The sequence below is a fragment of the Ruegeria sp. Ofav3-42 genome, assembly GCF_022347725.1.
In the GTDB taxonomy this organism is placed as follows: domain Bacteria; phylum Pseudomonadota; class Alphaproteobacteria; order Rhodobacterales; family Rhodobacteraceae; genus Ruegeria.
In genome coordinates this window covers 70,586-85,845 of sequence record NZ_JAKRGB010000017.1, presented here as the reverse complement: position 1 = coordinate 85,845, position 15,260 = coordinate 70,586, and the positions used below count along the sequence as shown (strand labels likewise).

General features: G+C 53.6%; 11 protein-coding genes and 1 pseudogene. 10 read left to right on the top strand and 2 right to left on the bottom strand.

What is annotated here, in order from left to right; all coding sequences use genetic code 11:
* Positions 1-49: 49 nt before the first annotated feature.
* Together MHN28_RS20460 and MHN28_RS20455 are read left to right on the top strand one after the other, a co-directional pair.
* The gene (locus tag MHN28_RS20460; RefSeq protein WP_239344418.1) at positions 50-988 is read left to right on the top strand and encodes a cytochrome c family protein; all 939 of its coding nucleotides are present in this window, start codon (positions 50-52) and stop codon (positions 986-988) included.
* A gap of 387 nt (positions 989-1,375) precedes the next feature.
* Positions 1,376-3,682, top strand: coding sequence for a Tex family protein (locus MHN28_RS20455; RefSeq protein WP_239344417.1), 2,307 nt, complete (start codon positions 1,376-1,378; stop codon positions 3,680-3,682).
* 38 nt (positions 3,683-3,720) lie between these two features.
* On the opposite strand, the gene MHN28_RS20450 is transcribed toward MHN28_RS20455, so the two are convergent.
* Positions 3,721-4,980: a replication initiation protein gene (locus tag MHN28_RS20450; RefSeq protein ID WP_239344416.1), complete on the bottom strand. Its 1,260-nt coding sequence runs from the start codon at positions 4,978-4,980 to the stop codon at positions 3,721-3,723.
* Positions 4,981-5,442: 462 nt separating this feature from the next.
* On the opposite strand from MHN28_RS20450, the gene MHN28_RS20445 reads away from it, so the two are divergent.
* Positions 5,443-6,945 (top strand): AAA family ATPase, encoded by a 1,503-nt coding sequence (locus tag MHN28_RS20445; protein ID WP_255733461.1) that lies wholly within the window; start codon positions 5,443-5,445, stop codon positions 6,943-6,945.
* Entirely contained in the window at positions 6,938-8,005 is a 1,068-nt protein-coding gene (locus tag MHN28_RS20440; RefSeq protein WP_239344415.1) for a ParB/RepB/Spo0J family partition protein, read from the top strand. The genes MHN28_RS20445 and MHN28_RS20440 overlap by 8 nt, the downstream gene beginning before the upstream one ends.
* Before the next feature lie 208 nt (positions 8,006-8,213).
* Here the strand turns inward: MHN28_RS20440 and MHN28_RS20435 are convergent.
* Positions 8,214-8,898 (bottom strand): annotated as a pseudogene (locus MHN28_RS20435) (IS6 family transposase).
* Positions 8,899-9,403: 505 nt separating this feature from the next.
* On the opposite strand from MHN28_RS20435, the gene MHN28_RS20430 reads away from it, so the two are divergent.
* Genes MHN28_RS20430 through MHN28_RS20405 form a run of 6 tightly spaced genes read left to right on the top strand, consistent with a single transcriptional unit; the run spans position 9,404 to position 15,242 of the window.
* Positions 9,404-10,549, top strand: a complete 1,146-nt coding sequence (locus tag MHN28_RS20430) for a DegT/DnrJ/EryC1/StrS aminotransferase family protein (protein ID WP_239344414.1) — start codon at positions 9,404-9,406, stop codon at positions 10,547-10,549.
* Between the two features lie 20 nt (positions 10,550-10,569).
* Positions 10,570-11,616: an SDR family oxidoreductase gene (locus MHN28_RS20425; protein WP_239344413.1), complete on the top strand. Its 1,047-nt coding sequence runs from the start codon at positions 10,570-10,572 to the stop codon at positions 11,614-11,616.
* A gap of 12 nt (positions 11,617-11,628) precedes the next feature.
* Complete coding sequence (locus tag MHN28_RS20420; protein WP_239344412.1) at positions 11,629-12,603, top strand: glycosyltransferase family 2 protein; 975 nt, start codon at positions 11,629-11,631, stop codon at positions 12,601-12,603.
* Positions 12,600-13,280 (top strand): GNAT family N-acetyltransferase, encoded by a 681-nt coding sequence (locus MHN28_RS20415; RefSeq protein ID WP_239344411.1) that lies wholly within the window; start codon positions 12,600-12,602, stop codon positions 13,278-13,280. Before MHN28_RS20420 ends, MHN28_RS20415 begins: the two co-directional genes overlap by 4 nt.
* Positions 13,270-13,671 (top strand): GtrA family protein, encoded by a 402-nt coding sequence (locus tag MHN28_RS20410; RefSeq protein WP_239344410.1) that lies wholly within the window; start codon positions 13,270-13,272, stop codon positions 13,669-13,671. Before MHN28_RS20415 ends, MHN28_RS20410 begins: the two co-directional genes overlap by 11 nt.
* On the top strand, positions 13,668-15,242 hold the full coding sequence (locus MHN28_RS20405) for a hypothetical protein (protein WP_239344409.1): 1,575 nt from the start codon (positions 13,668-13,670) through the stop codon (positions 15,240-15,242). The genes MHN28_RS20410 and MHN28_RS20405 overlap by 4 nt, the downstream gene beginning before the upstream one ends.
* Positions 15,243-15,260 lie beyond the last annotated feature (18 nt).

Sequence of the window (15,260 nt, the reverse complement as noted above, 5' to 3'; positions counted from 1 at the left end):
CGGACCGGGCCCGCGTGGTCTGAACTGACACATATGTTGGAGGAATGAAATGAAACTTCTGTTGAAGGCAGTCACGATTGCGTCGGCAATTGTTGCAACCCAAACGTTGGCCGACAGTTGGACATTGGCCCCGGAAGGGTCGCATCTGGCCTACGGCACAATCAAGAAAGACACTGTTGGAGAGGTCAATTCCTTCACAATACTCTCGGGACACGTCGGCCCGGACGGTAAAGCCGAAATCGAGATCGACCTGTCCTCAGTCGAGACGAGTGTCGACATTCGCAACGAACGGATGATCGCGCACGTATTCCGCAATGCAGGAACCGCTTCGCTTACTGCAGAATTTGACATGGGTGAAATTTCGACCCTTGGCGTAGGTCAAACCACAGCAATCGATGTTGAGGCCGTTTTGTCTCTGGTCGGCACAAATGTCGAATTTGACGCTGAGGTGTTTGTCGTCCGCCTGTCCGAGACTTCGGTGATGGTATCCACCAACGACATGGTGTTCATCAGTACGGAAGACGCTGGCGTCAATGCGGGCGTTGACAGGCTGATGGAACTGGCCAACCTGCCCGGTATCACCAGGACTGTTCCGGTCACAGCGCGGTTGATCTTCAACGCGGATAGCAGCCAAACCAGCATTGCACCAGTCGCTCCGACTGCTGTGGCCGCAGTAAATGGCGACGTCAAAGCGGGCAAGAAAGTGTTTCGCAAGTGCAGGGCCTGTCATCAGCTGAAGCAAGGATTGCACGAAGTTGGCCCGTCGCTTCACGGCGTTATCGGATCGGCTGCTGGCCAGACCCCCGGTTACGGATACTCTGCCCCCTTGCGACAGTCCCGCACGGTCTGGACAACCGAAACTCTTGCCGCGTTTCTGGCTGATCCCAAAGGTGCCATTCCCGGAAACAGAATGCAGTTCTCTGGCCTCAGAAACGCCAAGGATATCGCCGACGTGATCGCCTATTTACAGGCAGAATCTCAGGGCTAACCACCTGGCTCAGTGGATCCCGGGTTTCGATTGTCCGCATTGCCACGCGATCCCTTGTCTACCCTCAGGCAAGGGTGAAGCACGGCTTGATCGACGTGGCCAAAATGACACTAGCAGACATCAGGGATCTCAGCCATTCAAGTCCGACCAAGTCCGGTATTGATCCGGAAAAAGCGGCGACGATTGCGGACATTGTTAACCACGCGCGAGATCCACAGACATGCGACGCGTGCGCGAAAAATGTCCCGCAGTTATGTCGAGATCGCGAAAACCCCGCACGATGACTTGCTGGATTTGGCCGAACTGGGCTTGCGTTTGCGATCTGCCCTTTCCCTCTGCGATTCGGCTGGCTAAGAAGTTCCTCCCAACTGAATTCAGGAGGCCCCCTTGGACCGCATCGCCCGCACCATCGCCACCGAAATCAACGCCCGCCCCGAACAGGTCGGTGCCGCGGTCAAGCTTCTGGACGAAGGGGCCACTGTTCCCTTCGTGGCCCGCTACCGCAAAGAGGTGACAGGAGGGTTGGACGACACGCAACTTAGGACTTTGTCGGACCGCCTGACATATTTGCGTGAATTGGACGCCCGTCGCGAGACGATCCTGAGCTCGATCAAGGATCAGGGCAAGTTAACGGATGATTTGGCAAAATCCATCGCGCAGGCGGATACCAAAGCCCAGTTGGAAGACATCTATCTGCCCTACAAACCCAAGCGTCGCACCAAGGCGATGATTGCGCGTGAGAACGGGTTGGAGCCACTAGCGGACGCCATTCTGGCAAACCGTTCTGCTGATCCCGAAGAGTTGGCCCAGACTTATGTCGCCGAAGCGGTTCCAACGACGAAGGACGCACTGAATGGCGCGCGGGACATAATCACCGAGCGGCTGACCGAAAACGCCTCCCTTCTGGGAGAGCTGCGCTCGTTTATGCAACGCGAAGCTTTGCTGACCTCGAAAGTGATTGACGGCAAGGAACAGGAAGGTGCGAAATTCAGCGACTACTTCGAACACTCCGAGCTCTGGGCCAAAACGCCATCTCACCGCGCGTTGGCCATGTTGCGCGCGTCGAAAGAAGGCATCGTGACGTTGGACATCGCTCCTGAACCCGATGCTGGTGCCGCGCGAGCTGAAGCCATCGTTGCAGCCCATCTGCAAACCCGCAGCGATGCGCCCGGAGATGCCTGGCTGCGCAAAGCCGCTGGCTGGACCTGGCGAGTAAAGCTCTCTCTGTCGATGATGGTCGAATTGATGGCAGATCTACGCAGTCGGTCTCAGGAAGAGGCTATTCAAGTTTTTTCACGCAATCTCAAAGACTTACTATTTGATGCGCCGGCTGGCGCGCGTCCAACTCTGGGTTTGGACCCGGGAATCCGCACCGGTGTCAAAGCCGCTGTCGTTGATGCAACCGGCAAAGTAGTTGCGACGGATACGCTGTACCCCTTTCAGCCCAAAAAGGACCTGCACGGCGCGCAGGCAGCTATCCTGAATCTGATCTCGGCTCATAAAATCGAACTGATCGCCATTGGCAACGGCACGGCAAGTCGCGAAACCGAAAAGGTGGTTTCCGATACTCTGAAGCTGCTGCCCAAGACCGTCACGGCACCCACCAAGGTTGTCGTGTCCGAAGCCGGGGCGTCTGTATACTCGGCTTCAGAACTGGCCGCGCGTGAATTCCCGGATCTAGATGTCTCGCTTCGCGGGGCTGTATCGATTGCGCGGCGCCTGCAGGACCCATTGGCCGAGCTGGTAAAGATCGAACCCAAATCCATCGGTGTTGGGCAATATCAACATGATGTCGACCAGCATCGCTTGTCGCAGTCACTGGCCTCGGTCATCGAGGACGTTGTGAATGCGGTGGGCGTAGACTTGAACACGGCCTCTGCCCCCCTACTCTCGCACGTCTCTGGCCTTGGCCCCGGGTTGGCCGAGGCTATTGTCACGCACAGGGATTTGAATGGTGCTTTTGGGTCCCGAAAAGAGCTTTTGAAGGTCGCGCGTCTGGGTCCCCGTGCCTACGAACAATGCGCGGGTTTTTTGCGGATACGTGATGGCTCGGAACCGTTGGATGCGTCTTCGGTGCACCCCGAGGCCTATGACGTAGCCCAACGGATCGTATCAGCCTGTGGTCGCGATATTCGCCAAATCATGGGTCATGATGGCGCGTTGAAGGGTCTGCAAGCAGAACGTTTCGTGGATGAGAACTTTGGCCTTCCAACTGTGTTGGACATTTTCTCGGAGTTGGAGAAACCGGGTCGGGATCCGCGCCCCAGTTTCGTGACCGCATCATTCACCGATGGGGTCGAAGAAATTACCGATTTGAAGCCCGGGATGGTGTTGGAAGGTACGATCACCAACGTTGCTGCATTTGGCGCCTTTGTCGATATTGGTGTGCATCAGGACGGTCTGGTCCATGTCAGCCAGCTTGCCGATCGATTTATCAAAGATCCGCATGAGGTGGTTAAAGCAGGACAAGTTGTCAAAGTGACCGTTGTTGAGGTAGATGTACAACGTAAGCGTATTGGGCTAACCATGCGAAAGGATGGTGGAGCTTCGGGGCGCCGAGATCGTGAATCAAATGCTCCTGAAAAACGCCCCTATGCGGCAAAAGGAAAAAGCCCACAATACGCAAAATCTGACAAGAATGCACATCACAGTGCTCTTGGGGATGCACTCAAGTCGGCTATGAAAAATCGATAGAGATAGAGTGACATTTTTCCGGTCCTTACTGAATGATACTATGTGAATGCGTCTGGTTCCAGTTCCTCCCAAAATTCGAATATTTTTGTTGCGTTTAGACCCGATCGCCAACCGTGAGCTCTAAAGTGCTCACGGTCGAGATCATTATCGAGCCCTGACACGAACAACCGCTTATCTGCATCTCTTTGAGTAGGGTTTCGCCGCGAAACCAGCTCTTCCACAACTGCCAGTTTTCTGGCCCGCTCGGTACGTTCTGCCGCCCGCGCTTCGTATTCCCTGTCTTGCTTTTGCTTTTCGGCATCCCGGATTTGTGCCGCCTCCACAGCTTCAGGACTCGGTGCAACCTCAGGCTCATTTTTGGCCGCAAGGTAATCATCCCGCATAGCCGCCGACAAATAGCCCAACGCCGACTTCACCCCCTCCTGCCGGTTTACATAGTCCAGCTTTTGTTGAACGTAGTCCTCTCCGTGCTCCGATATCCACTGACGCGCAAGCCGATCTGAAACACCCTGTTTCCGCAGTGTCTTGTAGATCGGCAGGTTCCGAACACCATCGCTATCGTCAATTTCAAACATCGCTTTCTGCGGATTTCCTTTGATAAGAAAGCGAATGTCTGTAACAGTTCGTCCCTTTTTCTGAAATTCAGGCTCAATGAGTATGTCAGAGCTCTTGTTCACCTCGGCGACCGCAGGCTTGATTATCTTGGCATTCAGGTGCTTGAAGCTGCTATAGTAGTCGCTGCCATCAACGCCCATGAGCTTTCTAAATACGTCCAGCGCCCACCAACCCGTAGACCCGGTCCGCACAAACCGATAGCAGTTTTCGTAAAGCGCTAATCCATGACCGGAACTGAAGTTCCGCTGAATCTGGACGTTTATCAACGCGTAGATTTTGGGATCATACAACTTTTGCGCCAAGGCCGGTGAATACGCGTATTCACACACGCCATTCTTCAACTTGGCAAAACTAAGCAGCGACGAGACGCCCCATTCCTGGCGACCTTGTTCATCCAACATGTCCCACTCAGCAACGGTTTCGGCCAGTGCTCGAAGACTGGCTCGCAGCGTGTCAAAGTCGTTGGAGTTATACCCGACCATCATCGCCAATGTCCGCGCATCGATGGTATGTGTTGGGGCCGAAGTTAAAGCGTCGTATGCGTTGAGCAACAAAACATTCGATAGTTTACGTTGCAAAAGAGTCAGCTTGCCGCTGATGTGAATCGCGGCGACATTCTTCTTGACCGTTTCCCGGCGCAAAGCCCCGGAGAGCTGATCCATGTTAAGTTCTGTATCCGGCATGATTCTGCCTGGCTGCTCGTTTTCTGATTCTTGGCACGAAAGGTACCTATAGTTCAATCTTTATTGGGTACCAATATACGGGATTAGGTCCAACCCGCATTTGGGTACCTAAGCGATTGCTGAACAGAGTTATCCCCAGAAAGAGTCCATTTGGGAATCCTAACTAACGAATCAGCGAACGGTTTGTGCCTACGAAAGTCAAAATTAGAGCCTGAAATGCCTCGAAACTTGATGTCCTGAGAATCGGGGCCCTTCTTCCCGAAGTTCGGCGCTATTGAACCTGTATCTGGGTACCTTAGATCCCGAACTCAGGCACCTTTCGGCCTGTATCCGGGTCCCCGTAGGGACTTTAACTGTTGTTTTTAAACGTTATATTTCTCGCAAAGAATCTAAACTATATAAAAAGATTAAACTGTTTGGTGCTTGTTCTTTTCCATTTTTTGCTAGTTTCGTGGCGAAACCATGCTTGAGGCGCAATTTCTGTGGAAAACTCTCATTCACAGGATAGCTTCGCAAAGTAATGTTCGCTACATTGCCCGATATACGCCGGTAAGGCGAACATTAGCTGAGGCATCGACAGTGAACAAAACCAACCAACCTCCCCTACCCCCGTATCTAAATCTCGATCCAGAAAGTGCAGCGGCAAAGTTGCCAGATCCTATCGGCACTTCACGATTCGCGAAAGCAGCGACGTTCTGCGCCAAAGGACGTGAAGACTTGGCACGTCGAGGATATGCGCCAGACGGGGAAAAGAGATTACGGCGTTTTTCGATCTGGGAAATCACAAAGTACCTGATACCGGTTGCGCCGGCCCATCTGAGGCGTGTCCTCAAGGCCAATCCAGAACTGCCACAGGGCGAAGGTGAAGCCGGATCCAAGTGGTTTACCCTAGACGAAGTGTTAACACTCAGGAAGTATTTTGCCGCGGAGGGTGTCAGCACCAAAGAATACTTGCCTTATCGACCGGAAGGGTTGCCCGCCAAGGTCGTTTCTGTTGCGAATTTCAAGGGTGGCGTGGGAAAGACGTCAACAGCCGCCCATCTCGCAATGTCTGCGGCATTGGATGGATATAAGGTCCTCGTCATAGACCTGGATAGCCAAGGATCGATGACTTCTATTCTCGGGGGATCTGTCGCGGATGAATGGCAGACTGTCTTTCCACTCATTGCCAAGGACTACGCGCGGGCTGTGCAAGAGGAAAACCGCGTACGGCAGGTAGGGGGGCAACCCGAAATCCCTCTGGACGAGACGTTGCAGGAAGCACTGAACACTCAACCTAGTGACGTTATCCAGAAAACGCATTGGCCCAATATCGATCTAATTGGTGCGCAGTTGAACCTGTACTGGGCAGAATTTCAGATACCGGTGTGGCGTATGGGGCTTCGAAGCTGGCCGCTTTGGGATGGGCTCACCAATTTTCTGGAAGATGAAGGTGTGCTTAACGACTATGATGTCGTTTTCATTGATACGCCTCCTGCACTTGGGTACCTAACGATCAACGCCTTGGCGGCCGCTGATATTCTCTTGGTGCCATTGGGCGCCTCTTTTCTGGAGTTTGATTCAACCGGTCGGTTCTTCGATATGCTTTATACGACCTTTGCGAGCATCGAAGACGGCGAAAACGCTGCGCAGCGAGCCGCTGGATTACCCGAGCTAAAGTTTGAATGGGACGTGGTCCGAGCCATTATTACTCGATTTGATGCGAGCCAACAGACAGATATGGCTAACGTCATCCAAGCCTATTTTGGTGATTTCATGAATGCCTACAGGCAGGATTTCACCGCGTTGGTGGGGCAGGCCGGTGAGCAGGTCAACGGGATTTATGAGGCGGACTACCGTGATTTCAACCGCGACACCTATGTACGTGGTCGGGAAACCTTTGATCGCACTTACGCGGAGTTCAAAGAGGTATTGATAGGATGTTGGTGGCGGGACGCCCAAATGGGAGGGCAGGTAGATGGCTAAGCGCAGAAGGTTGACAGCACCAAACACTGCAGATTTGGAAGAACTGGAAGCCGGTTTCGCGGCGAAACCGGCTTTGAATCCATTTGAAGCCTCTGCGACTACACCGCCAATCGCCCAGGTTGCTGCCGAAGCAGCAACGCTGAATGGAATGGCGTCTGTAACGGATCGCGTTGCATTGGCTCAGGACCAAGGCGACGCGGCACTTTGGCGAGATGCGCAAGAAGCCGGTCTAGTTGCCGAGATGCTGCCGATTAACCAGATTGACGCTGAGTTTATCCGCAGAGATCGGATGGTCGAAGACGAAGAGGCCATGTCTGAACTTCTCGAGTCGCTGCGTGTTCACGGATTGCGAACACCCATTGAGGTTACGCGCGACGGCGATGGATACGGTCTGATCTCGGGATTTCGGCGCTTAGATGCATTTCGCCGGCTTTCGGAAAACGACCCGAGGTTTTCGACAATTCCTGCATTTGTGCGAGAATCGGGTTCGGGGCAGGGTGCCTACGTATCAATGGTCGAAGAAAACGAGCTGCGCTCTAACCTTAGCCCTTACGAGCGCGGGCGCATCGCGGTTTTGGCTGTAGGGCAGGGGATATTTGATACGACTGAAGCTGCCGTAGATGTTCTCTTTGCTGCGGCGTCTAAAGCCAAGCGATCGAAAGTACGTAGCTTTGCGGTTGTTCATGAAGCGCTTGGGGACTTATTGCAGCATCCTGTTGCGCTATCGGAAAAAGCTGGATTGAAACTGGCTTCAGCATTGAGGGGAGGTGCGCAAGCGCAGCTTCGGCAAGCCTTGGCTGAAGCGGAAGCTCTGGATCCCAAGTCCGAATGGGCAATCTTAGAAAGTGCGATGAATGCAGCACCATCGCCAAACAAGAGTAATTCACGGGGAGGGCGCCCTAAACAAGTCAAACCTTTGCCACCAGTAAGCTTGCCAGGCGGTGGGGATGTGCTGGCAGAGTTGTCGTCGGACGAGGTGCGTATTCGCATACGGTTGAAAGGAGTCTCTGAAGAGGATGTCCAAGAGTTGGTTAAGCAAATTGCACACCGCTTAAGCTAGTTTCGGTTCGAAACCTAGAGCGCATTCTGTGGCTTTAGGTTTCGACGACATCAGAGGGCTCTCTGCGCAAAAATCGGAGTAACTAGTAATGCGCAAAAAACATAAAAAAAGAGCGCTATAAACCCAATTCACTTTTATGCGACGTGGTTGTGCTGGTTCTGTCGCATACTTATTAGATTGCAGAGCATCAGTGGATTTGGTGAGCAGTTTACCCTGCCAGTTGGGCGAACTGCTGAAACGGACGGAGTCCGGGCGTGAATTGACCTTTGCGGATCATGTTGACCAGTTCTATGCCTGCTAGGACAGATGCGGCTGAAGCGAAAGATTTGAAGCCCAGCATGGGCCTGATCTTTCGTTTGATGAAACGGTGATCCTGTTCAATGATGTTATTGAGGTATTTCCGCCTGACCATTTCGATCGGGATCGGGCAGCCAAAACTTTTGAGCATCTTGTTGATTGCCTTGATGCCAGCTGTATTGGCACCACTTTTGTCGATAACGATCTTGCGTGGCAATCCGTTCACCTCGAGAGCGCGGGCGAAGAACTTCGTCGCAGCGGCCTTGTTCCGGCGCTCGGACAACATGAAATCCAGCGTCTTGCCGTGTTTGTCGATCGCTCGGTAAAGATAGACCCATTCGCCTTTCACTTTCACATAGGTTTCATCCATACGCTACGAACGGTCTGCGGGACGCTTTCTATACCGCGCTGCTTCAGCAATGAGACCAGCATATCGACTGACCCAGCGGTTCAGTGTTGCATGATCCCGATCAACGCCGCGTTCCGCCATGACTTCCTCCAGGTCACGGTAGGAAACACCAATAGCGCAGGTAGAAGAAAACCGCGTGCAAGATCACGTCTTTCGGAAAATGCGTGGCCTTAAATGAGATCGTCACGGCCTGCTCCTGTAATGTCCCAGCACGCGTTAACAGAACTGCGTTCAATCTGGCAGGTGGGGCAGCGTTTGCGACAGAACCGTTCATCTTCCCAACGGTCATGACCATCATGGATGGTTGTTGTGTCCGGAAGAGGGGAAGGCAGGTCGTGCTCGTCAGAATTGAGAGGATCGGGCGTAAACTCTGCCATTGCGTGTTGCATCTGGAGACTCCTCGTCTGTTGCGGTGCCAGCCCGCCGACGGTTTTGGAATGATTTCAGGTCAGGTTCGTCGAGATCTGGCTTCTTCGGCCATGCGTTCGGCTCCGCGTCAGCAACAGCTTCAAAATTACCTCTTGCGCAAGGGGCGGTTATACATGTTGCACAAATGGTCCGACGGATGAGAAAGAGCGGTCATTTAAGTTGCGGGGGACACGGCCATTCTTTAACATCCGGTCCGCATATTGGGAAAAGATCAAAATCAAAAGATCCCTTTATCATCGATCAGATTAGAGAAAGTTGTATCCATGGAAACGAAATCCGGGGTTCCCTTTTTCCGCCATGGGTTGAGGGCTGATGACGCCGGGCCCATCGCGGATGTTTTGGCGACGCCTTTTCTGACCTCCGCCGGGGTTGGCCGACAGGTCGAAGCCCGGTTGTGCGATTTTTTTGGCGTGGCAGGCGCAAAACTGACGAACAGCTGGACAAATGGCGCCATAGCAACGCTGCTGGCGATGGGCATCGGCCCTGGCGATGAGGTGATCGTGCCGGCGATGACTTTTATTGCCAGCGTGAATATCATCGAGATCCTGCAGGCCAAACCGGTCTTTGTGGATGTTGACCCGGAAACACAGCTGGTTGATCTTGCTGCTGTCGCAAAGGCAATCACGTCGAAGACCCGGGCCATCATCCCTGTTCACCTATACGGACAGATGGTGGATATGGAGGCACTGCGGGACCTCTGTGGTAAGGATATCCGTCTGCTGGAAGACTGCGCCCATTGTTTTGAAGGCACCCTGAGGGGTCACCGCCCCGGTGAGTTTTCGGATGCGGCGGTGTTCTCCTTCTATGCCACGAAAAATGTTACCTGTGGCGAAGGTGGCGCGGTTATCACCAATGATGAGGCGCTTTTTGCCCGACTGAAACAGACTATGCTGCATGGTATGTCCGCCGGCGCAGATCGCCGTTTTGAAAACGCGCTGTATCGTCATTGGGAGATGAATAACCTTGGTGTAAAGGCCAACTTGCCTGACCTTCTGGCCGCATTGCTTCCCGCGCAGATTGACATTATCGCGGAAAAGCTGACTGAACGTACTCGGCTAGTGGCCCGCTACAGAGAGGCTCTTGATGGTCAGGCCGGCATTCAACTTCTGGCCGGGGTGCCTGATTGTGTTTCGGCCCATCACCTTTTCCCCATAGCGGTACCAATGGGATTGCGGGATCAGGTTCTGCACGATCTGAACGTTGCGGGTGTCGGAACCACGGTAAATTACCGGGCGGTCCATGAGATGGGCTATTACGCATCAAAATACGACTTTCAGCCTGACGACTATCCGGTCGCGTCGGATTGGGGCCAGCGCACCTTGAGCCTGCCGCTGTTCCCGGGCCTGCGGGATGAAGAACAGGATTATGTTGTTTCGTCGCTTAAAAAGATCATTACGGCGCTGATATAAAAACAAAAAAGGAGAAGAGCGTGACCGATAGTCAAGACTTGAGCGGCATGATGTTTCTGGTGACCGGTGCCGGAGGCTATATTGGCTGTGTCCTGACGGATGAATTGCTTGAACGCGGTGCCAGTGTCCGTGCGCTTGATCGCTTCTTTTTTGGGCAGACGCTGCTGAAGGATGGGCACAGGCCAGAGCGGCTGACCCTGATGCGCAAGGATATTCGTGATGTGAGCGCCGCGGATTTTGATGGCGTTGATGCGGTTCTTGATCTCGCAGCCCTTTCCAATGACCCCTCTGGCGATCTGGCGCCGGAACTGACCTGGGATATCAATTCCCTGGGTCGCAAACATATGGTTCACAAGGCAAAGGAAGCAGGTGTGCCGCGCTTTGTAATGTCCTCGACCTGTTCGGTCTATGGCGCGGCCGGGGATGGGATCAGCACCGAAGAAAGCCCGGTCAACCCGGTCAGCGTCTATGCAAATTCAAATTACGAAGCTGAAACCGAAGTCCTGTCCTTAAATGATGACGGCTTCACCACTGCCGCGCTGAGAAATGCTACCGTATTCGGCCTGTCTCGCCGGATGCGGTTTGATCTGGTCGTGAACCTGATGACGTTGTCCGCCTTTGAAAGGGGTCAGATCACGATCATGGGCGGGGGGCGCCAGTGGCGTCCGCTGGTACATGTGAAAGATGTGGCGCGCGGTTTGATCGCCCTGGCTGTGGGTGACAAGGAAACCGTCGGCGGCAAAGCGTATAACATCGGTTGCGGCAATTATCAGGTGATGACAATAGCTGCGATTGTCCGGGAAATCCTGCCCTTTCAGGTTCAGCTTCAGGTGGCCCCGGATGATGTGGATCGCCGGAACTATCGCGTCAGCTTTGATCGGCTTGAAAACGATCTGGGCTTTGAACCAACCCAAACACTGGAAGACGCCGTGGCAGAGATTTATGACGCCCTTAAGATGGGTCGGATTGAAAATGGCCCCCGCTGTTCGACGGTCAACTGGTATCGTCATATTCTGGATGCACGTGCGCTTCTGGATGAAATTGAACTTGATGGCCGGCTTTTGTAGGGGTCGAAACGGATGACCCATATTACAGCGATTGCACCGGTTCTGAACGAAGCTGGCAATATCAAAGAACTTGTGACCCGCCTGATTGCTTCGATCAGCACGATCACCGAAGATTTCACCATCCTGATCGTGGATGACGGGTCTACGGATCAGACCTGGGCCGAACTGCGGCGCCAGTCAAAGAACGACCCCCGTGTCGGCGGGCTGAGGTTTTCGCGAAATTTCGGACAGCACCCGGCGATTTCTGCAGGGCTGGCGGGTGCAGACGCCGACTGGGTTGTGGTCATGGATGGCGACCTGCAGGATCGCCCCGAAGTCATCCCTGATCTTTACACCAAGGCGCAGGAGGGATTTGACTGCGTTTTTGTAGAACGTCAGGATCGCCCGGAAAGCCGGCTTTACCTTTTGGGTCAGAAGATATTCTATTCCGTTCTAAGACGCCTGACCGGCGGTAATTACGATGGCCGCCACGGGAATTTTTCGATCATCTCGCGCGACGTGGTGGAAAGCTACAATCAGTTCTCTGAAACCGGCAGGTTCTATGGTGGCCTGGTCGATTGGCTTGGTTATTCGCGCGGTGCCATTCAGGCCGCCCATGGCGAACGTTTTTCAGGGAACCCCTCTTACGATCTGCGCAAGCGTTTCAGGTTCGCCAAACAGATCATCCTGTCCTTTTCGACCCGCCCGCTTGAGATGACCCTGAATTTTGGCTTGCTGGTGATTTTCCTGACCTTCGCGGCTGGTTTGATGGTGTTCTTGCGGGCGCTGTTCTTTGGTTACTCAATCGAAGGCTGGGCAAGCCTGATGGTATCGATCTATTTCCTTGGTGGTGTGCAGATGGTGATGATCGGTGTCGTCGGCCTTTATATCGGCCGGATATCGGATGAGGTGAAGGGCCGCCCAGGCAGCGTCGTCAGAGAGTATCTGAAACCTTCTTCCAGCACCGAAATCCTGATGGCAAAGCAACAGAAGGCTTCACCGCTATGACCGGTTGCGCGCTTCAGCATCTGGATTTTGACAGCGCTATCTTTGGTCGCGACGTGTTGCGGGTGGTCCGGCCGGATTCCAGGCGCGTGCAAGCAGAGTTGCAAGAGAAGTCCGGTGCGCTGATGGTGGATGCGAAGCTTAGCAGCGCGTGCTTTGATCAGATCGCGGCTTTTGAACGGCTTGGCTTCCGCCGGGTCGCGACACTGATCACACTGGAGGCCAGTCCGCTCTCTGAGCCACCAGAAGACATCCCAGACCGCAGCCTGCAATTGTCGGATAATGATCTGAAACATCATGCTGAAGGATTTGTCTTCCAACGGTTCCGTCAGGACTCCATGATCGATAGTGAACTCGCCAAGGAATTCATGAGGTTGTGGATCACGAATTCGCTTGCCGGGCGTCGGGAAACCCTGGCGCGCGGCTCCAATTTTTGCACCTATTGTGTTACAGATCAAACCCTGGTGATTGATCTTCTTTCTGTTATCGAACCGGGACGCGGGATTGCCGGCCAACTCCTGCAGGCGATCCGGAGCGAAGGGGCCGCGCGCTCGGCAACCAGGGTCCGTGTCACGACCGAAGCGGAAAACAGTCGCGCCCTGCACAGCTATGTGAATGCAGGATTTGTGCCTGTGATGTCTGAAACAGCCCTTCATCTGGTGCGCGACGATGCCGGATGAGCGGTCGATTTTTTCCCATTCAATGTTATGGCAGGTCCTGCGCTTTGGCCTTGGGGGTGTTGGGGTCAACCTGACGCTCTATGGGCTTTATCTTGTTGTTACCCCTTTGGGTGTTGAACCGGTCATGGCCTCAAGTCTGGTTTTTGCAATCGGGATACCGTTTTCCTTTGTCGTTCACCGGCGGTTCACCTTCTGCTCAACCGAGGCCCGCAGAACACGTAAAGCCTTGTTCGCAATAGCCTATCTGACTGGGTATCTGGTGCAGATATCAACGCTTTATATCCTGTTTTATCACATCGGTTTTCCCCATCAGATCGCGCAGTTTGGCGCAATGCTTCTGGTCGCAGCCCTTATGTTTGTCGTTCAGAAGCTTCTGGTTTTCCGAAAATGACCGCAGAAGATAACGTCTCCGGTGTCAGGAGCGACCCGGTCCTGAAAGCCTGCGTCGTACTGACAATCATCGCGATTTCCTTGATCAACCTGCAGCTTGCGCAATTTGACACCCCGCGGCTGATCGACTGGCCCAATCATCTTGCCCGTCACCAGCTGCAATGTTCAATGGACCCGCTGGCAGGAATTGGTCAGCACTACATCTATAATTTTGTGCCAATTCCCAACGCGACCGCAGAATGGATCCACATGCTGGCGCCGGCCTGCTGGTCGGTCGAAGTGACACAGAAGATACTCATCCAATTTGCCACAACCGGGCTGATGCTGGCCACGGTATTCCTTCATGCCAGCATCTGGCGACGCTGGTCTCTCTGGCCAGTAATTTCCGCCTGTTTCATGTATCATTCGGCATTTGCATTTGGTTTTGAGAACTTCGTTCTTGCGCTCCCCCCCACTTTGGTTGCGCTTGCTGTTTGGTTTCTGACCAGCAACATGGCGCGGCTGCCCAGAACGCTTATCTTGGCGCCGCTGGCTCTGGCCATTTATTTTATGCATATTTATGCATTCGGCTTTCTGATGCTGGCCTGGACCTTCCTTGAATTTCAGGTTCTTTGGGATAAGCGCCGCGAGACGGATTTTGCGCGGTGCTTTTGGTCCGCATTTGTCGCCATGTTGCTGATCAGCATTTTGCCGGGGATTCACCTGCTGAACATAATTGGGCAGGCCAATGGCATCGATACATCATCATCAAGCAGCACTACGCTTCTTGAATTCCTGACGATGCTGGCATCGCCACTTGGAACTGGGGTCAATACCCGGCTTACCTTCAACGACCTGGCTGAAAGCCTCGCGCTGCTTCTTTTTATCATGATTTTCTTCATGGCCAGCCGTTTCCCCGGTGGCAGAGTTGCCGTGGAACGCCGGGGGATTTTTCCCTTAATCGCACTTGCCGTTGTGACCATGTGCATTCCTTCAGAATTGTTTAAAGTACATTTTACGCATATCCGCTTTCCCACTCTGGTGGCCTGTTTCTGGGTTGCCATTGTTGATTGCCGCCATAGTCGGTACGTCGGGCTTGTGTTGGCGATGATATTGGTCACCGTTGCTTTCCTGCGCACTGACAGGCTCGTTGGCTACTGGAAGCTCCATGACGAGGAGGTCGCAGAGTTAAGGCAACTGACCAGATATCTTGACAGTGATGACAGGCTTCTTGTTCTGGGTGACATGACAGCAAAAACAGTGACACATTCACATTCGGCTGCATATCTGGCCATGGATACGAAGGTGTTTCTGCCTTCGATCTTCACTGGTGCAAACGCTCTGTCTCCCCGGCCGGACATAAGGGACAGAGACATATCCCAATATTTTCCCCCGTACTGGCGGGAATTCCTGGAACTGGACAGAACCCAAAATGCCTACCTGAAATCCGTAAGGTTAGTCGGCTGGGATCACTATTTCTCGCATGTGCTCGTACTGTCTGCGGTTGATCAACCCGACCCCGGTATAATTCGTCTGGGGCGTCTGCTTGAAGCAGGCACATTTTTTTCGCTCTATGCGTTAAACTCAAATTGACGGCTGGTTTGCTGGCTA

Bases quoted from the DNA above. Each gene is read 5' to 3' on its own strand.
- MHN28_RS20460 (WP_239344418.1), top strand. From the start codon at position 50: ATGAAACTTCTGTTGAAGGCAGTCACGATTGCGTCGGCAATTGTTGCA.
- MHN28_RS20450 (WP_239344416.1), bottom strand. From the start codon at position 4,980: ATGCCGGATACAGAACTTAACATGGATCAGCTCTCCGGGGCTTTGCGC.
- MHN28_RS20445 (WP_255733461.1), top strand. From the start codon at position 5,443: ATGCTTGAGGCGCAATTTCTGTGGAAAACTCTCATTCACAGGATAGCT.
- MHN28_RS20440 (WP_239344415.1), top strand. From the start codon at position 6,938: ATGGCTAAGCGCAGAAGGTTGACAGCACCAAACACTGCAGATTTGGAA.
- MHN28_RS20430 (WP_239344414.1), top strand. From the start codon at position 9,404: ATGGAAACGAAATCCGGGGTTCCCTTTTTCCGCCATGGGTTGAGGGCT.
- MHN28_RS20420 (WP_239344412.1), top strand. From the start codon at position 11,629: ATGACCCATATTACAGCGATTGCACCGGTTCTGAACGAAGCTGGCAAT.
- MHN28_RS20415 (WP_239344411.1), top strand. From the start codon at position 12,600: ATGACCGGTTGCGCGCTTCAGCATCTGGATTTTGACAGCGCTATCTTT.
- MHN28_RS20410 (WP_239344410.1), top strand. From the start codon at position 13,270: ATGCCGGATGAGCGGTCGATTTTTTCCCATTCAATGTTATGGCAGGTC.
- MHN28_RS20405 (WP_239344409.1), top strand. From the start codon at position 13,668: ATGACCGCAGAAGATAACGTCTCCGGTGTCAGGAGCGACCCGGTCCTG.